The organism is Arthrobacter sp. GAS37 (genome assembly GCF_044908325.1).
In the GTDB taxonomy this organism is placed as follows: domain Bacteria; phylum Actinomycetota; class Actinomycetes; order Actinomycetales; family Micrococcaceae; genus Arthrobacter; species Arthrobacter ramosus.
The window spans coordinates 105,556-125,913 of sequence record NZ_JBIYDB010000005.1; the positions used below are offsets into that span (position 1 = coordinate 105,556).

Consider the following 20,358-nt stretch of genomic DNA (forward strand, 5'->3'; position numbering starts at 1 on the left):
CAAGACGGCGATAACAGCGTGGTAACGAATTGTTCAGCCCTGCTTGATTCCGGCGTGCTGGAACACCAAGGCGGCCGCCCCGAGGGCCTCCGCCCGGGCGCCGAGCGAAGACATCGCCAGATGCGTTGTCTCGCCGATCACGGGCACTGCATGGCGGACGAGGCCGCGTCTGATCGGGTCCAGGAGGATGTCGCCGAGGCCGGCCAAGGGGCCGCCCACCACGATGACTTCCGGGTTTATGAGATTCGCCACATTGCCCAACGCCCGCCCCACCGCGAGCCCCGCGTCGTCCACCACGCGAAGGGTTGCCGGATCCCTCGCCAGGGTGTTGCGGACAATGTCCTCGGGCTCGAGGTGCAGCCCCGAGCCCTTCCCGAGCAGCTCGATCATTGTGGTGGTGGAAGCCATCGTTTCCAGGCAGCCCCGGTTGCCGCAGCGGCAGATTGCGCCGTATTCGTGGATGGTTGCATGGCCGATTTCTCCCGTGATTCCCACCGCCCCGTAGTAGGGCGCGCCATTGATGATGAGTCCCGCTCCAATGCCGGAACCGATCTTCAGGAACATGAGGTTGCTGACCCCGCTGTGGGGTCCCCAAGTCACCTCCGAGAGGGCGCCCAGATTGGCGTCGTTGTCAACGTATACGGGAAGATCGAGGGCTTCTTCCAGTCGTTCGAGAATCTGGATCCCCACCCATTCGGGCAGGATGGCACCCTGTGCCACGGTGCCGGAACGGCGGTCGATGGGGCCGGCTATGCCGGCGCCCGCGCCAACTACCGCGCTTCGGTCAACCCCGCTTTCGAGCAAGAGTTTTTTGAGGAGCGCGACGGCGGCGCTGATGCCCTGTTCGGCGTGGTGGCCAAGGGGTAGCGTGACGGTTTCCTCGACGATGATGTGATAGCCCAGCGAGGCCAAGACCACCCGCAGGTGGCGCCGGCCAAAATCAATCCCGACGGCGACAGCACCGTTGCTGTTCAGCCTGACGTTCAGTGCCCGGCGTCCGGAGCTGGTGATCGGTTCGGTGGAGACGAGCCCTGCGTCCTGCATGATCTTGACGATGTTGGACACCGTTGCCGTGGAAAGGCCGGTCTGCCTGGCGAGTTCGGCCTGGGTGGATGGGCCGCTCAGCAGGCATTCGATGATCCGCTGCTGGTTCAGGTGGCGCAGTGCTGATTGCGAGCCGGGGTTTTTGCGGTGGCTCTTCGTCGAGCTGGATGTTGCAGGCATGACATGAAGCGTGCCTCAAATCACGGTTGCAGTCAAGAAGTTAACGCAATGGAGTAAAGTTGCATCTCCGTCATGAACTGTGCCGCAGATTTGTACGATCCATCCTCGGCGGGCTGTCCGCAGGTCCATTTGTCCTGTGGGACCGGCCTGCGGCTGGCTAGGCTGGAATCACGAGTAATCCCGGGCGTGTCTCCCATGAACGCCTGACGGGGGATGCAAGGTGCTATCGAGGTGGTAATGATGCTGCTGTCCGTTCTGCAGGCCAACGCTGTTGTCCTGGACATCGACGCCAATCTAAGGACGGTCGATGCGGCGGCACAGTGTGCTGCCGCGGCCGGGGCCTCCTTGTTGCTGACGCCCGAGCTCTTCCCGGTGGGCTACGCGCCGCTGAGGCTCCACGCGGAGCTGGATCCTGCAGTTCTCCCAAGCATTCGCGGGCGCCTTGCGGACATTGCGCGTTCACGGGCCATCGGGCTCGTTTACAGCCTTCCCGCACCGGCTGCCGACGGCGGCTGGCATATCTCCGCCACTCTTCTGGACGCGCACGGAACCGTGCTCCTGGACTACGACAAAGTGCACCTCTTCGGCGAGGAGGAGCGAAAGGCGTTCTCAGCCGCCCAAGCGGCTCCCGGCGTCGTGGACTTCAACGGGATCAAAACGTCGCTGCTGATTTGCTACGACGTCGAGTTTCCCGAAAGCGTCCGCGCTGCGGCCATGCGGGGCGCTGAACTTCTGCTGGTTCCCACCGCCCTGTCCGCGGGCTTCGAGGCCGTGCCGCAGGTCCTGATCCGTGCCCGGGCGCTGGAGAGCCAGCTCAACGTGGCCTACGCGAACCACAGCGGCCACGAGGACGGGTGTGACTTCCTTGGCGGAAGCGCGGTCGCCGGTCCGGATGGTTCATTGCTCGCTGCCGCCGGGGATGGCGCGGCATTGCTGTTCGCCGAGATCTCCACCGAAAGCGTCAAAGCGGCCCGGGAACAGGTGCCCTACCTGCGCGAACGCCGCCCGGAGCTGTACCGCGAGTGGGAAGACTCTGCTCCACAAGGTTGAGGGTTTGTGATGCCGCGCTGGCGGCACTTGTCCAAGGCGACGGCGGAGTGCTGGGCTCGGTGATGGAGTTTTTGTCAATTTTCATCGCAGATCCATAACAAAAACGATAGTTGCATCTCGATTGCCTCCGATCGCAGGTAGCGTAGGAGGGTGTGGACCATGAAAAATTCGCTCAAACAGGAACGACGCATTTTGTTCACTGTATGGGCTGTCGCTGTTGTCGCGGGTGTGGCCGGAGGCCCTTTTCTTGCTACGGTAACGTGCCAGCCCGTCTGGGTATTTTTCGGTCTGCTGGTCCTGGCGGTCCTGCTGGGCTTTTGGCATAGCAGTTTCCGCCGGCGCTCGCAGAGACCCTGATCAGCAGTTGTTCCCGGGCGCTCGCAAGCCAACCGTCCGAGCCCACACACGGATTCCGAGAATGAGGCTGCGTCCATCGCCAAAAAACGGCAGAAGGAAGACTGCATGCAACAGGAACCAATACTGCAGCAGGGAGCCGGGCGCGAGTAGGGCAACCAGCGCCCCGACCAAGCAGGATGCACTCGGGCCCAGTATTGCCACGACTGCGATCTGCCACCCGTAGAGACGCCCGACCGGAATGACGGAAAAGCGAAGGACTCCGGCAGATATCACGATGTCTGAAACCCCGCGAAACAGCCTCATGCCCGCAACATGGGACCACTCATGCACCAGAAAACCGCCCAGCAGGAAAAGTGCATGCACAAGGAGCCACAGGCCGGCCTGGAAAAGGATTGGGTCAGTCGTCACGGCGGCCAGGAAGGTGCACGCAGTGAAGCTGAGAACGACGGCGGCAAATGGCCATCTGCATGACCATATGAGTTGCTTGGCTATCAGGCCGACGGTCGCATCCGTGAGGGTGATCGTGCGAACGGTCAACCCTGGTCTGCTCGTAGGAGTCGCTTCTTGTGGAGCTTCAGTCGTTCCAGGACTGCAGCAACGGCAACATAAAAAACCAAGCATGCCGCGAAGACCAAAGCGATGGGCGCGCCGTTCGACACCCCGATTTCCAATGCGGTCGCTCCGTCGGCCTGTTCATGAGGTTCGAAGAAGAGCGCGCCGAACAGGCCAAATTTCCTGACTCCTATTTCTGACGCCGAGAACATCGTGGTGATGAAACTCGTGACAACGACGATCATGGTGACAACAAAAGAGACTGTCAGCCCAGCGATGAATCTAAGCAACCACTTCATGGCGCGCAATCCTCTCCATTCTTCGCATACCCAGGATGCTGTAAAAGACGACGAGTAAGTTAAGGGCAGCGAAAATTGCCGCACTGATAATTGGATCAAAGTTAAAGACGTTCAAACCAAGCGCCACAATCATGACGACTATCATCGTTAGCAGGACTCCGATGATTACCGTGAATGGGTTTCCCTTCTCGGGAGGGAAGGCAATGCCAACAAGGGTTGATATGAGAATGTTGCTCAAGCAGAATCCGAGCACTGGCAGACAGGCTTCAAAGGAAACTCCCTGGGCCACGGAAATCACGATGACTGGAATGCCCACAACCATCAGGAGGACGCTTTGCGAGCCCACGAGGCGCAAGTAGTTCGCAACGGTGCGGCCCGGATAGGTGACCATGCGTCGGAGAGGCTCAGAGTTTGAAAATGCATAGACTCCCTGAAACGTGATGAGGGCAAGGGCGTAGGGTGGCAACACCAGATGCTCGAGCCAGGCGAAGACGGAATAGATGATGATAAAAGAGGCGGCAACAATTGTTTCGAAACTTCGAAACAAGACCAGGAGGTAAACGCCGAACTTACTCCCTGCCAAGCGTGAAGGCAGAAAGGCGAAGAAGCGACGCATCGGAACGTAGTTCCTGGGGGCGATCGCCACTATTGCTGGAATAATTGCTGCTGATGTCGCAAGCAGCACTAAAATGGAAAACCAGAGCCCGACGTCTTCCTGCAGCTTCGCGTAGAGCAACACCGGTGCATTGTAGTCGCGCCCGAATACGTAGCTTTCGGCGATCTGGCTGCTCTGCTCGTTGGTTTGAGGAAAGGCCACGGCCAGCCCGAGAGCCAGCACCATCGGGACTACCAGGCCGCGGAGTCGGGCAATCCTGAGGGCCTGTAGACCACGTTCAAGGAGATAGTAGCCGAGGCTCAGAAGTAGGTACGTTGAAATAGCGGGAAACCAGATGGACGCCAGAACCCTCGGAATGTAATCAGTTCCCTCGATCAGCACGGTTGAAATGGAGAATGCACCGAAAACGAACACGGTCACAAGGAGAACGAGGGACGACTCAAAGAGCGCAAATGCCATTGTCCTTTCCCTGTTGGTCACTGGCAGATTAAAGGAGAGCTTCAGAAGCTCATCTGCCTTCATGAACAGCACCCGGATCAGTGTGTACGCGATAAGTACCCAGAATCCGACCGATGCGTTGGCGACTTGAAGAACAGGCTCAAGCAGGCCGGTTCCACCGAGATACTGGCGGATGACCACATAGCTCAACACGTTGAATCCGGCGAACGCGGCAACGAGCAGGAATATGGCTGAAAGCCGGGCAGCCGGGCTTGCCAACAGGCCTCGTCCGAAGACGCGTCTCACGATGAAGAGCCAGAACAATCGAAACAGAAGAACTACGCTCTTGAGGCGCATTTATGACGGTTCCATCGCTTGGATGAATTCGTTGGCAAGGTCAGCTATCGTGCCATGATCTTGGATGATTTTCCGGACCGGAGCCTGAACCACGAGGGCCCCTTGGACGAGAAGTGCCAGCTCGTCAGCGACGTGCTCCAACATGGTGAAGTCATGGCTGCACAGCAGAACTGAGCGGCCTTCTTTGGCAAGATTCCGGATATCGCGCTCGAAGAGGTTGATCGCATCGATGTCGACGCCATTGAGGGTCTCATCGATTACGGTAAACCTTCGCCTGAGCATGAACGCGGCGATGAGTTGCAACTTCTTCCTCATGCCGTGTGAGTAGTCTTCGATCAAGTCGCGCTGTCTTTCGCGCATCGAGTACCTGGCGAATTGCGTCCTCAGTGCCTCGTGATCCATGGGTTCTCCATAGAGCCCGTGCATGAAACGCACGTATTCTTCCCCTGTGAGGAACTCAGGGAGGTAATCATTGCTCGACAAGTAGATCGAAGACATCTTGGCGCTGCGGCTCTGACTACTGTCAGACCCAATGTGGACGCGGCCGCTTTGAAGTTGGAGCAGATCCAGGATGACCTTTATCAGGGTGGACTTTCCAGACCCGTTGGGACCAATGAGGCCCATGACCTGGTCCTCGGCGATCGTGAACGAGACATCATGAAGCACTTGGGTCCTGGAATTGTAGGCGTAGTTGACGTTGGCAACACTGAGAGTCATGGCGCGTGATTCCGATGCTCTGGTCGTGGTGGCACGTTGTCTGTGCCACCACGACGGCTGGCTTGCTGGGAGTTACCTGCATTCAACCCACACAGAGACACCCCATTGGCTCCAACTCCAGTTGCCGGTAAAGCGGCCTCGGCCCTGCGTCAGGCACCAGACGGCCATCGCTGCGAGCAATGCAAAAGCAAGCACCATCAGGACGGCCAGAATCACCAGAAACCAGCCGTCGTAGCGAACAATCATTTCGTCAATCTTGGTTCGTGCCGTTGCCATCGTGCTGCTTGCGTTCAATGCGGTCGTCGCGAGCATTTCGTTCCTCCACTTCGATTTGAGCTACTGGCGGATCCCGTGTAGCCGGCATCCGAATGGTAGGCCGCGAAAACCGCGTCTCAGTGGTCGATCGGCGAAATTAAGTGGTGGAACCGGGAAAAATACGTGCAAAATCGACGTTTCTCCGTGTGGCTGCGGCACCGTCTACGTGTTTTATGCAGCACGACACGTAGATAGTGCCGCAGCCAGGAAGCGCTGAGACTACAAGCCTGGAAGCACCGAGACTAGGCGTCCCCTCCGCCCACCAAGCTGTCCGTGTACTGAAGCGCGATCCAAAGCTCCGCGCGATCCGTGCCCGGGCGCTGGAGAGCCAACTCAACGTGGCCTACGCGAACCACAGCGGCCACGAGGACGGGTGTGACTTCCTTGGCGGTAGCGTGGTGGCCGGTCCGGATGGTTCATTGCTCGCTGCCGCCGGGGATGGCGCGGCATTGCTGTTCGCCGAGATCTCCACGGAAAGCGTCAAAGCAGCCCGGGAACAGGTGCCCTACTTGCGCGAACGCCGCCCGGAGCTCTACCGAGTGGGAAGACTCTGCCTGAAAAGCTTGAGGGGCGAAGGGTTATCAGTAACTTGCGGAGTAGCTTTCGAACGAATAGCTCGGGGAAAGCGCAGTACAGCGGTCTCCGACCTGGAAGAAGCCGACGGCACGGCGGCCATGAAGACCTTCAATAGCCCCCAGGATGCACTCGACTGGCAAAAGCCCCGCAGCGGTAAATCCTTCCCGTTCCCCGTGTACGAAGTCGACGGCAAAACACTCATAGGGGAATTCGTGATCGGCCCGACCAATGGGCATTTGGGGGGTGATTAGTATCAAATCAATGTCACGCCGACAAGTTGGGGGAACCAACATCATGAATCGAGGGATTGAAACGCGGTGGGCTTATCGCGACGAGGTGAAGACTAAGCTAGGTGGCAACGCATGGCGGTGGACTAACTGCCGAAGTACAATATGGAATCCTGGCGGCCAACTGTCAATGGCTCGATTCCTTGGTTCGGTACCGCTGTAATCCCTATGACGGTTATTGGTCGTAACCGGGCGGCTGATTCTTGGCAGGACCTCGCTAATCGAGGAAGACGCAAGTTCTATGAACCATCACAGGAGCGAAAGTAGAGGCAAGCGATGACTCGAGCGAGAGCGTTCATTTTTGCTGGCGGTTTTGGGGCCGGTGCGGGTTTCTTGATTGCCCTCACCCTCTGGATCTCCTCCTTTTCGCGCTATATGTACGTAGAGGATCTGGATCCAGCCGTACCGCCGGAAGTCTTCCGTAAATTGGTTGCATTTGCGCCGGCCGAACGGGCATTGCTGTACGTGAGCCTGGCTTGCGTCGCCCTGGGTCTCCTCCTGATGCTGATTGGAAGGGCGCGCCGGAAGCGAGGATCGTAGCGGCACAGCAACCCACACCAACCCCTAACCCTTACGTCAATCCCATAGAACGTCGGCGTGAAGTGCGCTACTGTCCGTATCCATCCGGCGGGAACGCCGCCAGTTGATTCTGTCGCTGAGGAAGAAGAGGGACTAGGCGTCCCCTCCGCCCACCAAACCGTCCGTGTACTGAAGGGCGATCCAAAGCTCCGCCCGCACTTGGGCCTGGTTCAGGTCGGTGTCGAGGAGTTCGGCGAGCAGGCCGATCTGGCGGCGCACGCTGTTGCGGTGCAACCCCAGGAGTTTGGCGGAGGCGTCCCAGCTGCCGTTTTCGCTCAGCCAGCCCCGGAGTACCGCTAAGAGGGGATCGCGCCGATCGGCTTCTAAAGCGAGTACCGGTTCAAGGAGCCTCGCGGCAAGCATGGATCCGGCCTCGCGTCCCAGGAGCCCCGTAACGGACCAGGTCACCTCGTCGACGCGAGCGCTCCGTCCGCTGTACTGGACCCGTGAACGGAGTGACGTCACGCGCTGATGCGCTGCGGCGAGCCCGGTCAGTTCCGTCGGGTCTCCGATGACGAGCCGCCAACCGAGCTTTTCGACGTCCGCGAGGAGTGCGTCGTCCACCTTCAAACGAGTGATCGCAGCGAACCCGTAATCGGTGATTTCCACCAGTTTGGTGTCGAAGAGGCGCCGCCACTGCAATAGCTCGCGCACCGGGCTGTCACCGGCCGGCCACTCGGGGGAGTCCACCTTGATGCCTTGGACCACGCGCAGGGGAGCGGATCGCGTGGAGGACAGGCTTTGGGCGACGAGATCCTTGAGCCCGTTGACGTGCCGTGTCCCGCCGGTGGCAAGGCTTTCAGGGTGCAAAAGCAACGCCGTCGCCAATTGGCTCGGCGCGAGCGAGCCGCTGGTCCGTTGGCGGACGAGCAGCTCCAGCAGCCCTACGACGGACTGCACCACGCTGTTCTGGGCGGGAGTCAGCGCAGCGTCCGAGCCCAGGATCAGGGCGCCCAGATTGGCGTCCTTGGTGCTCCGGAGCGGGTGGCCGAAAACCATCGCCGATCCCGGCTGCTCAAAGCCGTCCACCTCAACCCGCGGTCCGCTGCCCGAAAGGAGCCGCTCCAGCATCGGCTCCAGTAGTGAATGCTCGACGCCGGTGCTGCCGCCGGCTGCGTGGGCGCGCGCACGTACCCGCCCGTCCGCTCCGACGAGAAGTGCCCAGACGGGCACCTTCTGGACCAAAGCGGCGAGGAGCTCGTGTTCCGGCCGAGGGGAGAGGACTGCCCGCATGAGTTGCCTGTTGGTGTCTGCGAGCTGGCGGAAGACCTTCGCATTGTCCGATTCCAGGAGCTGGGAGAACTCAAGCCCGATCGCGGCGAACGGTATCGATTCCGGGATCTCGATCAAGGTGAGCTGGTGCCGGCGGCACGCCTTGACTAGCTCGGCCGGGACGGCGTCGAAATACGGCCTGATCCCGAACCCCAGCGCCGCCACCTTGGCTCCCACCAGCCGCTTCACGTACGCATCGACGTTCTCCTTGGACCCGCCGTCACCCAGGAAGGGGAGTCCCGCGGTCAGCAGGAACTCCCCCTCCGGCAGGTAGGGCGTGGGATCGTCCAGTTCGCTCGGTTCAACCCAGCGCAGCAGCTCCCCGCCGCTGCCGCCGTCGTGGAGTATTTCCAACTCGGGCGGCAGCTGGTTCAGAAACTGCTCAAGCGTGACGAAACTCAGGCGGCTGGGGCTCGGCTCAGGCGACATCGCTCGCTGCCTCCTGGTAATCGGGGCACTCGTAGGCACTGGATTCGTACACGCGGGGGAGCCGCGGTGCGATCCGGTTGATGATCTCGTCGCCGTGGCTTCCGATGGCGGCGCCCCAATCGTCGGCGCTCGCAGCCCCTCCGGCCGGATCGCCGAACAGGACCGCCGTGTCTCCGACCTCGATCCCGGACGCATCCGGACCGAGGTCCACCATGAACTGGTCCATGCACACCTTGCCGATCACGGGGACTTTCCGTCCGGCGATCTGGACCAGGCTCCGGCCGCTGATGCCCTTGGGGATGCCGTCGGCGTAGCCCAGGGGGATGAGTCCGAGGTAGCGCGGTTCGTGCGTGATGGCCTGGTGTTCGTAGCTGACCCCGGTCCCGGCCGGGACCTTCTTGACCATGACGAGTGGTGCGGTGACGCTCAAGGCGGGGCGAAGTCCGAAGTCGGCGGGATCCAGGTGGTCCGCCGGGGCCAATCCGTAGATCGCCAGTCCGGCGCGGACCATATCGAAATGGAATTCGGGCCGGTCCAGGATGTTTGCAGAGCTCGACACGTGCCGCAGCTGCGGGTCCAGGCCGGCAGCGCGCGCTGCGCGAACGGCGTCTTCAAACTCCGCCACGGCTGCAGCGTTTCCGGGGTGGGCGGGAACATCGGCCCAGGCCAGGTGGGTCCAGATGCCGCGGACCAGAACCGTGCCATCCTGCTCGGCCTTGCGAGCCTGGGCCACGAGTTCGGGCCAGTCTTCCTTGCGCGCTCCGCCGCGGCTGAGGCCGCTGTCCAGCTCCAGGTGCACGACGGCGGGGCAGCCCAATTGCCCCGCGATCCCGGCCAGGACCTCAAGTTGACCGACGCTCCCAAGCGAAACGTCGACGTCGTACTCGAGTGCCTCACGGATGGTCGCGCTGGTCTGGGATGCCAGATACAGCCACGAAAGGACCGGCACGGTGATGCCCGCCTGGCGCAAGATGATGGCTTCGCTCAACTGGGCGGTTCCTAGCCAATCGGCTCCTGCCGCAACGGCCGTGCGGGCAACATCCACGAGGCCGTGACCGTAGCCGTTCCCTTTGACGACGGCCATGAAATGCGGCGCGGCGGTGCGCTTCTTGAGGACTTTGATGTTGTCTGAAATCGCAGATAGGTCAACGCTGACCTGCCCGGAAAGTGCCGCTTCCGGCGTCGGTTCTGATTGTGCAATACGTCTCATGGTTGATCACTATAGGTCATTTTGCACCGCCGTGAGAGCTGGCTCACAGGCTTAGGGTGGTCAGGGGAAACCGCCAACTACTCTGAAGGGACGTCAACGGTGACTGTGCCTACCTCCACCCAGACCAAGCCAACGCACGCCGCGAATACAGATCCCGGCAACACCACCCGCCGGCCGGGGCTCGGTTCGCAGCTGCTGCGCCGCAAACCGATCGGGCAGATGGTCAGCGAAGCCGGAAGCAGCGAAAGCGGTACGCCGCTGGTCCGCAGCTTCGGCGTCCTCCAGCTGACAATGATCAGCGTCGGCGCGACCCTCGGCACGGGCATCCTGGTGATCCTGGGTGAATCCGTGCCGCTGGCCGGACCAGCGGTCTGGATTTCCTTCGTCGTGGCGGGCCTTGCTGCCCTGTTCTCGGCTGTGTCCTACGCCGAAATGGCGGGCCTCGTACCCGTTGCCGGTTCCAGCTACTCCTACTCCTACGCCACGATGGGCGAAGGCATGGCCTGGATCTGTGGTTGGTGCCTCGTCCTCGAATACGCGGTCTCCGTGGCTGCCGTGGCCGTCGGCGCAGGGCAATACGTGAACGAAACCCTCGCCGCGTTCGGCCAGTTCCTGCCGGACGCGATGTCCCAGCCGCCGGGGAGCGGCGGCGTGGTCAACATCCCGGCCATGCTGATTGTGGTCCTCGCGATGGTCTTGCTGGTGCGAGGTGCCAAGGAAAGCGCCTGGATCAACACCGTGATCGTGACCATCAAGATCGTCATCCTGCTCTTCTTCTGCGCCGTTGCGTTCACCGCATTCAACGCCGGCAACTTCGAACCGCTCATGCCCATGGGCGCCGCGGGTGTTTCGGCCGCCGCATCCAGGGTGTTCTTCTCCTACATCGGCTTCGACGCCGCTTCCACCGCCGGCGAAGAGGCCCGCAACCCTAAGCGCGACCTGCCCCGCGCTATCCTGCTCTCCATGGTGATCGTGACCAGCATCTACGTCCTGGTTGCCGTAGCCGCCATCGGCGCCCGCCCCTGGGAATGGTTCGGCGGCACCGAGGCAGCCCTCGTCCAGATCCTCGAGGAAACCACCCACCAGCCCTGGATCGCGCTCGTCTTCTCCATCGGAGCCGTGCTGGCCATCGCCAGCATCGTGCTGACGGTCCTCTATGGCCAGACCCGCATCCTGCTCTCCATGTCCCGCGATGGACTGGTCCCGGAGGTCTTCGGCCGTATCTCTCCGCGAACCGGCACCCCGGTGGCCGGAACGCTCATCGTGGGCACCGCCGTCGCACTCACCGCGGGGCTCGTCCCGCTCGGTGCCCTGGCTGACGCCACCAGCATCGGCACCCTCTTTGCGTTCGCGCTGGTGAACGTCGCCGTCATCTACCTGCGGCGCAACCGCCCGGAGCTCAAGCGCAGCTTCCGCGTACCGCTCTACCCGATCACTCCTGTTCTCGGCACGCTGATGTGCGCCTACCTCATGGCCAACCTGGGTGCCGACACCTGGGTGGTATTCGGCGGCTGGATGCTTGTGGGGATCGCGCTCTACTTCGGCTACGGACGCCGGAACTCCAATGTAGCAGCCCTGACCGATCAGGAATACCGTGAACTATCCGCAAGGGTCGCTGACCCGGAAACTGTGAAGGCAGAACTTTCATGACCATCGCCACCGAATTGCCCACGGAACCCACACCCCGCACAGGTGACACCGGGACTTCCCAAGCGACGCCGGGCGACGCTCCCATCACCATGCTGAACCCGGACTTCCCGTTCAGCTACGACCACTACTTGGCCCACTCCGACGGCCTGGCGGTTGTGCCGCCGGAACGGTACGGCACGGAGGTCGCGGTGATCGGCGCCGGCCTGTCGGGACTCGTCACGGCCTACGAGCTCATGAAGCTCGGGCTGCGCCCCGTGGTCTACGAGGCCGACCAGATCGGCGGGCGGCTGCGCACCGCGGGCTTCCCCTCCGCTCCCGGAGTGGTGGCAGACCTTGGCGGCATGCGCTTCCCCGTGTCAGGCAAGGCGTTCTACCACTACGTGGACCTCCTCGGCCTGGACACCCAGGAATTCCCCAACCCGCTCGCGCCCGCAACTTCAAGCACGGTGATCGAGCTGGCCGGGCAGAAGCACTACGCCGCCACCTCGGCGGACCTGCCCGAGTTCTTCCACGAGGTTGCCGCAGCGTGGAAGGCCGCTGTGAATGACGGCGCAGCGTTCCAGGAGATGCAGCAGGCGATCCGGGCCCGCGATACCAAGCGCATCAAGGAGCTATGGAACGAACTGCTCCCGCTCCTGGATGAGCAGACCTTCTACGGCTTCATCGCCGCAAGCAAGTCCTTCAAGGAGGCCGGATTCGCACACCGCGAGGCCTTCGGGCAGGTAGGGTTCGGCACCGGCGGCTGGGACACCGACTTCCCCAACTCCATCCTCGAAATCCTGCGCGTCGTCTACACCGACGCCGATGACCAGCACCGGCTCATCACCGGGGGAGCGCAACGGCTCCCCGAGGCACTTTGGCACCACGCGCCGTCGGGCATGGCTCACTGGCCCGAGGGCACCTCGCTCGCATCGTTGCATTCCGGTTCCCCGCGCGGAGCCGTGGACCGCATCGAACGCGGAGCGAACGGCGACCTCATGGTGCGCGAACGTTGGGGCCGCGAAACCGGCTACCCCGCCGTCGTGACCACGTGCCAGTCATGGTTGCTGTCCACGCGGATCCACACCCAGGAATCGTTGTTCCCCTCGGAACTCTGGACCGCGATCGAGCGCTCGCACTACATGCAGTCGTCCAAGACCTTCGTGATGGTGGACCGGCCGTTCTGGAAGGACATCGACCCCGAAACGGGCCGCGAAGTGCTTTCCATGACGCTGACCGACCGGCTCAACCGGGCAACGTACCTGCTCGACGACGGTCCGGACAAGCCTGCCGTCATCCTGCTTTCCTACACGTGGAACGACGACGCCCTGAAGTGGCTCTCGCTCAATGCCGAGGAGCGAGTCAGGCTCATGCTTCACTCGCTCGAGCAGATCTACCCGGGCGTGGACATCGCGAGCCACATCGTGGGCCAGCCGATCACCGTTTCCTGGGAGGCCGATCCTAATTTCATGGGTGCCTTCAAGGCCAACCTGCCCGGGCACTACCGCTACCAGCAGCGACTGTTCACGCACTTCAAGCAGGACAAACTGCCGGAGAGCCAGCGGGGCATCTTCCTGGCCGGCGACGACGTCTCGTTCACCGCAGGCTGGGCCGAAGGCGCCGTCACCACAGGTCTCAACGCCGTGTGGGGTGTGGTGAACCACCTCGGTGGATCGTCCGTGGCAGGCAACCCCGGTCCCGGTGATTTGTTGGACGAGCTGGGTCCGATCAGCCTGGACTAGCGCTGCGCGTGCATCCCGCGGTGCGCCGCCGCCAGCTCCCGGTAGTGCGCCGCGTTGCGCTTCACGCCGTCGAGCTCTTCTTCGCTCAGTTCGCGGCGCACCTTGGCGGGCACCCCGGCAACCAAGGATCGCGGCGGGATGACAGTTCCCTCAAGCACGACCGCGCCGGCGGCAACAAGCGAACCGGTACCGATGACGGCGCCGTTCAGGATGGTGGCGCTCATGCCGATGAGGCAGTCGTCCTCCACGGTGCATCCGTGGACGACGGCGCTGTGGCCGACGCTGACGCGTTCGCCGACGGTGCAGGGGAAACCGGGGTCGGCGTGCAGGACCACATTGTCCTGCAGGTTCGAGCCGGCACCGACGCTGATTGCGGCGGTGTCGGCACGGACCGACACGCCATAGAAAGCGCTGGAGTCCGCGCCGAGGGTGGCCTTGCCGATGATGGAAGCCGTGGGTGCCACGAAGGCGGTGTCATGGATGGCCGGAGTATCCCCGGCGAAGGTGTAAATGGGAGCCATGGGGCAAGCCTAGAACACGCCGGCCCCAACCCAACGAGCTAGCAATAGGTGTCGCTTTGACGCCCCATAACGACACCTACTGCGAGTCAGTTGGGTCGGAAGGTGTCCGGAGGACCAGGAACTGGTAATGCTGGGTCCAATTGCCGGCACCGGGTCCGGACTCGACGCCCGTTCCCTCGGGCCAGGTTTCAAAGTGTTCCACCGTGCCGTAGGCACCCAAGATGCGGCGCAGGGTGTCGTCGCTCCGCCGGCTGAAGAACCGCCGCGGCTCGTCTTGGTCCTCAGGGTTGAGGACTTCTTCGTCGTCACCGGACCAGAGCCCGACGGCGATCGGCGCACCGGCCGCGCTGACCCGCACGAGTTCAGCGACGACGTCGTGGATCGTGCTGTTGGGGACATGCAAGAGGGTGCTCATGGTCCACACGGCCGGGAACGTGGCGTCGGCGAACGGCAGGGACCGTCCGCTCGCCACGCTGGCGTCCAAGCCCTTGGAACGGGCGACGTGGACGCTCTCCTCGGAAAGGTCGACGCCCGTGTAATGCAGTCCCGCTCGGACGAATTCCAATCCTTCGACGCCGGTGCCGCAGCCTAGTTCGAACATCGAGTGCCGGTGTTCGTCCTTGAGCAGCCGAATGAACCAATCGCGGCATTCCGTCCGATGCGGGGTCATGGCGCGGGTGTTCTGGATGCCGGCCTGCCGGTCGTAGTAAACGGCCAGGTTCGCCTCGTGATTGTCGGCTTCGTCGCTGAAGGCCCTCCGGATCCCGTCCATGGACCCAGCGTAGAACACCCAACTGACTCGCAATAGGTGTCGTTATGAGGCGTCAAAACGACAACAAATGCGAGCTAGTTGGGTGGGGGAGCGCTAGTTGAAAACCACCGTGCGGGTGCCGTCGAGCAGGACGCGGTGCTCGGCGTGCCACTGCACAGCCTGCGCCAGCGTGCGGCCCTCGACGTCGCGGCCCATCTGCACGAATTGCTCGGCTGTGCGGGCGTGGTCCACCCGGATGACTTCCTGCTCGATGATCGGGCCCTCGTCGAGGTCCGCCGTGACGTAGTGGGCGGTGGCACCGATGATCTTCACGCCCCGGGCATGCGCCTGGTGGTAGGGCTTGGCGCCCTTGAAGGACGGCAGGAAGGAGTGATGGATGTTGATGGCCTTGCCGTTGAGTTCGGTGCAGAGCTCGTTGGAGAGGACCTGCATGTAGCGCGCCAGGACGGTCAGCTCTATGCCGTGCTCACGGATGAGCTCGAGCAGCTTCGCCTCGGCCTGGGGCTTGGTGTCCGGAGTGACAGGGATGTGGTGGAAGGGGATCCCGTAGAACTCCGCCAGACCTTCGAGGTCCCGGTGGTTGGATACTATGGCCGGCACCTCGATGGGGAGGGTGCCAGTGCGTTGCTGGAAGAGCAGATCGTTGAGGCAGTGTGCGTCCTTTGAACCCAGTATGAGGGTACGGACCTTCTGGCCCACCGGGTTGATCTGCCACTTCATGCCGAATTCTTCGGCCACCGGGGCCAGTGCCGAACTCAGTTCAGCCTGGGTCGAGGACGTCGTGGCTTCCACCCGCATGAAGAAGTTTCCCGTGCTGGGGCTGCCGTACTGCTGGGAATCGGCGATGTTGCAGCCAGCCTCCAACAAAGCGCCTGCAACGGCGTGCACAATTCCGGGCCGGTCCGGGCAGGACAGGGTTACAACAAAAGACGTAGGCAGGGTGGAGTCAGTCACACGATCAAGCCTACCGTTGCGCACCTGTTGTACTGTTTAAGTCGTCGCGACTGGCGTTGGGTGGTGTACCACCAGGGAGCGGCATTGATGAAGACCACGGATCGTACGCCTGGGCCGAGGGTCACGTTTTACTGTCGCTGTGCCATGCCCCGTAATCAAAGGCATGGAAAAAACCCAGCCGGTAGCCTGACCTGTAGAAATACCCGTTGCCTATCCAGGAGATCTTCGTGACCACCACCACCATCACCTCCGCGACCATCAGCAACCAGCCGCTCTCCGAGCTCGACCCCGAGATCGCAGCAGTTCTGGAACAGGAACTCGGCCGCCAGCGCGGCACCCTGGAAATGATCGCTTCCGAGAACTTTGCCCCCCGCGCCGTCATGGAGGCCCAGGGCTCGGTCCTGACCAACAAGTACGCCGAAGGCTACCCGGGCCGCCGCTACTACGGCGGCTGCGAATACGTGGACATCGCCGAGCAACTGGCCATCGACCGCGTGAAGGCGCTCTTCGACGCTGAGTACGCCAACGTACAGCCGCACTCGGGTGCGCAGGCCAACGCCGCAGCCCTGTCCGCCATGATCACTCCTGGTGACAAGATCCTCGGCCTTTCCCTGGCCCACGGTGGCCACCTGACCCATGGCATGAAGCTCAACTTCTCCGGCAAGCTCTACAACGTAGCTGCCTACCAGGTTGAAGAAGACAACTTCCGCGTGGACATGGACAAGCTCCGCGAACAGGCCATTGCCGAGAAGCCGCAGGTCATCATCGCCGGCTGGTCCGCTTACCCGCGCCACCTCGACTTTGCAGCCTTCCGCTCCATCGCCGACGAGGTTGGCGCGCTCCTTTGGACGGACATGGCCCACTTCGCTGGCCTCGTCGCAGCAGGTCTGCACCCGAGCCCGGTGCCGCACTCCGACGTCGTTACCTCCACGGTGCACAAGACGCTGGCCGGCCCCCGTTCCGGCGTGATCCTCGCCAAGCAGGAATGGGCGAAGAAACTCAACTCCAACGTGTTCCCGGGACAGCAGGGCGGTCCGCTCATGCACGTGATCGCCGCCAAGGCCGTTGCGTTCAAGATCGCTGCCGGCGAGGAGTTCAAGGAGCGCCAGGAGCGCGTCCTTGAAGGAGCCAAGATCATCGCCGATCGCCTCAACCAGGCCGATGTCGCTGAAGCCGGTGTTTCCGTTTTGACCGGCGGCACCGACGTCCACTTGGTCCTCGTGGACCTGCGCAACTCGCAGCTGGACGGCCAGCAGGCAGAAGACCTCCTGCATTCGGTGGGCATCACCGTCAACCGCAACGCCGTTCCTTTCGACCCCCGCCCGCCGATGGTCACCTCCGGCCTGCGCATCGGTACCCCGGCCCTCGCCACCCGCGGCTTCGGTGCCACGGAATTCACCGAGGTTGCCGAGATCATCGCTTCGGCGCTCAAGTCCGGCTCCGCTACCGACGTTGAAGCCTTGCAGGCCCGGGTCGACAAGCTCGCTGCAGACTTCCCGCTGTACCCGCAGCACGAGCAGTGGTGAACCCGTCCATGGCGCAGACCGCGAAGATCCTTGACGGCAAGGCCGCCGCCGCCGCCATCAAGTCTGAGCTGACTGAGCGTGTCGCTGCCCTGAGGGCCCGCGGCGTAACTCCGGGCATTGCCACTGTGCTCGTAGGTGCGGACCCTGCCTCGCAGCTTTACGTGTCCATGAAGCACAAGCAGTCTCTGGAGATCGGGATGAACTCGATCCAGCGTGAGCTTCCGGCGGACGCCACCCAGGCCCAGGTTGAGGCCCTCATCGACGAACTCAATGCGGACCCCGCCTGCCACGGTTACATCGTGCAGCTGCCGCTGCCCAAGCACCTGGACACCGACGCCATCCTCGAGCGGATCGACCCCGCCAAGGATGCCGACGGCCTGCACCCGACCAACCTGGGCCGGCTGGTGCTCAACGTCAACGGAGAGATCACCTCGCCGCTGCCGTGCACACCCCGCGGCGTCATCGAGCTCCTGCAGCGCAACGGCTACAGCCTCGCCGGAAAGCACGTTGTGGTGGTCGGCCGCGGCGTCACGATCGGCCGCTCGATCGGCCTGCTGCTCACCCGGCGGGCCGTGAACGCCACCGTGACGCTGACGCACACCGGCACCAGGAACCTCTCGGAGCTGCTGCGGCAGGCGGACGTGATTGTAGGCGCGGCGGGTGCCAAGCACATCGTCAAGCCTGCGGACGTGAAGCCGGGCGCGGCCGTGCTCGACGTCGGTGTCACCCGTGAAACCGACCCCGAGACGGGCAAGAGCAAGGTCCACGGCGACATCGATCCCGGCGTTGCCGATGTAGCCGGCTGGATTTCGCCGAACCCCGGCGGCGTGGGTCCCATGACCGTGGCGCTGCTCATGACCAACGTGGTCGAAGCAGCGGAACGCCAATTGGCAGCGGGAAGCGTCTCCGGCGTCGCCTGATTTTGCTCCCCACCGCCGTGTAGGGCGCCTACTCCCGCGGGAGTAGGTGCCCTACATCGTTAACCCGACGACGCCGGCGCCCTCCGCGGCTAGGCTCGGAGCATGCAGCGGCGTTTCCAGGGTCCTCCCACGAGTTTCATCGTGATCGCGGTCGCCCTGATCCAGGTCCTGGGGACCGTCTTTTCGGCGAGCCATCAGGCCGCCCTGCGCCCCTTGGACCCGCTCGCCTTTATGCTGCTGTTGGCCGGCCCCGCGGCCTTGGCTTTCCGGACCCGCAGGCCCGCCATCATGCTGCCAATCACTATCGCGGTCACGTCCATCTACCTGCTCCTCGGTTACGCCTGGGGTCCGATCGTGCTGTCCTTGGCTCTCTCGATCATCCTGACCGCTGCCGCGGGGCTCCGCTGGCAGGCCTGGCTTGGGGCCGGGATTTGCGCCGCCGCCCTCGTTCTGATGGCCGTCCTCGCCGGGGATGAGACAGGGCTTGTCCGGGCCTCTGCCGGGGTTGCCTGGGCGGCGATCCTTGTCCTGATCGGTGAAGGCTTCCGACGGCGGGGCGAACGGATGGCCGAATACCGGCGACGGCGGGAGGCTGCGAAACAGGCCGAACGAGACGAATACCGTCTCACGCTCGCCCGGGACATCCACGATGTTGTGGCCCACTCCCTGTCGATGATCAACGTCCAGGCTTCCGTGGCGCTCCATCTGGGAACGAACGATCCCGAGAAGCTCCGCCCGGCGCTGGAAGCCATCAAGGCAGCGAGCAAGGAATCCCTGGCCGAAGTCCGTCAGCTCCTCGGTGTCTTGCGCGACGACGCCCCGCTGAGTCCCGCGGCGCCGCCAAGTCTGGGGCGGATCCCGGAACTCGTGGAAGACGCGCGGCGCGGCGGCCTGCAGCTGCGGTTCGAGAACTCCGTAGACCCTGTACGGGTGGGCCCGGAACACCTTGGCCCGGAACACCTTGGCCCAGCGCAGCAGGAAGCCGCCTACCGGATCGTCCAGGAAGCGCTGAGCAACGTCCGCAGGCACTCAGGCGCGGCGTCCGCCGTCGTACTTCTCGAATTGGCGGGGAACGCGCTGAGGGTGAGGATCGACGACGACGGCGGAGGCCTCCGGGGAGCGCCCGCCGGGAATGGACTGAGGGGCATGCGGGAGCGCGTTGAGGCCCTGGGCGGCACGCTTGGCCTGATGCCGCTGGAGCCGGGGCTGCGCGTGGAAGCGAACCTCCCGCTGAACCCCGAGCAAGGAGGACACCCGCGATGATCCGCTTGCTGTTAGCCGACGACCAGAACCTTATCCGGGCTGGATTCCGGGCACTCCTGGACGCTGAACCGGACATGGAAGTGGTAGCGGAAGCGGGTACGGGCCGCGATGCCGTCAGGCTGGCCGAGCGTGAGGCACCCGACGTCGTGCTCATGGACATCCGCATGCCGGATGGCGACGGACTGGCCGCAACACGGCAAATCCTGGCCAATCCCCGCCTCGCGCACACCCGCATCATCATCCTCACCACGTTTGAGCTGGACGAATACATCGCCGAGGCCGTGCGCGCGGGTGCCGCCGGCTTCCTCGTCAAGGACACCGAACCGGAGGAACTGATCCGCGCCGTGCGGGTAGTCCACGACGGCGACGCGCTCCTTTCGCCGTCCGTGACACGCCGCATCATGGCCCAGCTCGCCCTGCACAGCAAGGCGGCGTCGAAGACAGTACCCCTGGACCACATCACCGAGCGCGAACGGGAAGTCCTGGCGCTGGTAGGCGAGGGCCTGAACAACGCAGAGATCGCCGAGCGGCTGTTCATCACCCCGCTGACAGCGAAGACGCACGTTTCGCGGATCATGACCAAACTGTTGGTCCGGGACCGTGCGCAATTGGTGGTGCTGGCGTACGAATCCGGCTTGGTCCGGCCGGGCTGGAGCAGCTAGCCCCGGCTCGCTGTCTCCCGGGGGAGTAGGCGGAAGTCCGCAAGTGACTCCCGGTGGCCGACGCGTTTCGATGGGCCAAAAACCAGACTGG

18 protein-coding genes and 1 pseudogene are annotated in these 20,358 nt (G+C 63.1%); 9 read left to right on the top strand and 10 right to left on the bottom strand.

The features are described from left to right. Positions 1-33: 33 nt before the first annotated feature. On the bottom strand, positions 34-1,224 hold the full coding sequence (locus ABH924_RS06705; RefSeq protein WP_404497768.1) for an ROK family transcriptional regulator: 1,191 nt from the start codon (positions 1,222-1,224) through the stop codon (positions 34-36). Positions 1,225-1,464: 240 nt separating this feature from the next. Here ABH924_RS06705 and ABH924_RS06710 point away from each other — a divergent pair, with 240 nt between their 5' ends. Both ABH924_RS06710 and ABH924_RS06715 read left to right on the top strand, forming a co-directional pair. Continuing rightward, positions 1,465-2,274, top strand: coding sequence for a nitrilase-related carbon-nitrogen hydrolase (locus tag ABH924_RS06710; protein ID WP_404497844.1), 810 nt, complete (start codon positions 1,465-1,467; stop codon positions 2,272-2,274). A gap of 681 nt (positions 2,275-2,955) precedes the next feature. Beyond that, positions 2,956-3,102 carry a hypothetical protein gene (locus ABH924_RS06715; protein ID WP_404497769.1) on the top strand — a complete coding sequence of 49 codons (147 nt, stop codon included), beginning with the start codon at positions 2,956-2,958 and terminating at the stop codon, positions 3,100-3,102. 62 nt (positions 3,103-3,164) lie between these two features. On the opposite strand, the gene ABH924_RS06720 is transcribed toward ABH924_RS06715, so the two are convergent. The 4 genes from ABH924_RS06720 to ABH924_RS06735 form a co-directional block, all read right to left on the bottom strand. Next, positions 3,165-3,482: a hypothetical protein gene (locus ABH924_RS06720; protein ID WP_404497770.1), complete on the bottom strand. Its 318-nt coding sequence runs from the start codon at positions 3,480-3,482 to the stop codon at positions 3,165-3,167. Next, positions 3,466-4,893 (bottom strand): hypothetical protein, encoded by a 1,428-nt coding sequence (locus ABH924_RS06725; protein ID WP_404497771.1) that lies wholly within the window; start codon positions 4,891-4,893, stop codon positions 3,466-3,468. Before ABH924_RS06725 ends, ABH924_RS06720 begins: the two co-directional genes overlap by 17 nt. After that, positions 4,894-5,610 (bottom strand): ATP-binding cassette domain-containing protein, encoded by a 717-nt coding sequence (locus ABH924_RS06730; protein ID WP_234751241.1) that lies wholly within the window; start codon positions 5,608-5,610, stop codon positions 4,894-4,896. A 72-nt stretch (positions 5,611-5,682) separates the two neighbouring features. Continuing rightward, positions 5,683-5,922, bottom strand: coding sequence for a hypothetical protein (locus ABH924_RS06735; protein ID WP_234751242.1), 240 nt, complete (start codon positions 5,920-5,922; stop codon positions 5,683-5,685). A gap of 308 nt (positions 5,923-6,230) precedes the next feature. Between ABH924_RS06735 and ABH924_RS06740 the strand changes: the two are divergent. Beyond that, a pseudogene (locus tag ABH924_RS06740) lies at positions 6,231-6,483 on the top strand (nitrilase-related carbon-nitrogen hydrolase); the annotation flags it as partial. A gap of 977 nt (positions 6,484-7,460) precedes the next feature. On the opposite strand, the gene ABH924_RS06745 reads toward ABH924_RS06740, so the two are convergent. Further along, a complete protein-coding gene (locus ABH924_RS06745) occupies positions 7,461-9,068 on the bottom strand; it encodes a PucR family transcriptional regulator (protein WP_404497772.1) in 1,608 nt (535 codons plus the stop codon). Continuing rightward, positions 9,058-10,278, bottom strand: a complete 1,221-nt coding sequence (alr, locus tag ABH924_RS06750; RefSeq protein WP_404497773.1) for an alanine racemase — start codon at positions 10,276-10,278, stop codon at positions 9,058-9,060. Before alr ends, ABH924_RS06745 begins: the two co-directional genes overlap by 11 nt. 219 nt (positions 10,279-10,497) lie before the next feature. Between alr and ABH924_RS06755 the strand changes: the two genes are divergently transcribed. Then, complete coding sequence (locus tag ABH924_RS06755) at positions 10,498-11,928, top strand: amino acid permease (RefSeq protein WP_404497845.1); 1,431 nt, start codon at positions 10,498-10,500, stop codon at positions 11,926-11,928. Then, positions 11,925-13,649 (top strand): flavin monoamine oxidase family protein, encoded by a 1,725-nt coding sequence (locus ABH924_RS06760; protein WP_404497774.1) that lies wholly within the window; start codon positions 11,925-11,927, stop codon positions 13,647-13,649. Before ABH924_RS06755 ends, ABH924_RS06760 begins: the two co-directional genes overlap by 4 nt. On the opposite strand, the gene ABH924_RS06765 is transcribed toward ABH924_RS06760, so the two are convergent. The 3 genes from ABH924_RS06765 to purU form a co-directional block, all read right to left on the bottom strand. Beyond that, positions 13,646-14,170: a gamma carbonic anhydrase family protein gene (locus ABH924_RS06765; RefSeq protein WP_404497775.1), complete on the bottom strand. Its 525-nt coding sequence runs from the start codon at positions 14,168-14,170 to the stop codon at positions 13,646-13,648. The genes ABH924_RS06760 and ABH924_RS06765 overlap by 4 nt on opposite strands. Positions 14,171-14,246: 76 nt before the next feature. Then, complete coding sequence (locus tag ABH924_RS06770; RefSeq protein WP_404497776.1) at positions 14,247-14,942, bottom strand: class I SAM-dependent methyltransferase; 696 nt, start codon at positions 14,940-14,942, stop codon at positions 14,247-14,249. Positions 14,943-15,035: 93 nt separating this feature from the next. Beyond that, complete coding sequence (gene purU / locus ABH924_RS06775) at positions 15,036-15,896, bottom strand: formyltetrahydrofolate deformylase (protein WP_234751253.1); 861 nt, start codon at positions 15,894-15,896, stop codon at positions 15,036-15,038. 212 nt (positions 15,897-16,108) lie between these two features. Between purU and glyA the strand changes: the two genes are divergently transcribed. From glyA to ABH924_RS06795, 4 genes are all read left to right on the top strand, one after another. After that, positions 16,109-17,422, top strand: coding sequence for a serine hydroxymethyltransferase (gene glyA, locus ABH924_RS06780; RefSeq protein ID WP_404497846.1), 1,314 nt, complete (start codon positions 16,109-16,111; stop codon positions 17,420-17,422). Between the two features lie 8 nt (positions 17,423-17,430). Next, complete coding sequence (locus ABH924_RS06785) at positions 17,431-18,342, top strand: bifunctional methylenetetrahydrofolate dehydrogenase/methenyltetrahydrofolate cyclohydrolase (RefSeq protein ID WP_404497777.1); 912 nt, start codon at positions 17,431-17,433, stop codon at positions 18,340-18,342. Between the two features lie 102 nt (positions 18,343-18,444). Further along, a complete protein-coding gene (locus tag ABH924_RS06790; protein ID WP_404497778.1) occupies positions 18,445-19,605 on the top strand; it encodes a sensor histidine kinase in 1,161 nt (386 codons plus the stop codon). Continuing rightward, complete coding sequence (locus ABH924_RS06795; RefSeq protein ID WP_234751256.1) at positions 19,602-20,267, top strand: response regulator transcription factor; 666 nt, start codon at positions 19,602-19,604, stop codon at positions 20,265-20,267. Before ABH924_RS06790 ends, ABH924_RS06795 begins: the two co-directional genes overlap by 4 nt. Positions 20,268-20,358: the final 91 nt, after the last annotated feature.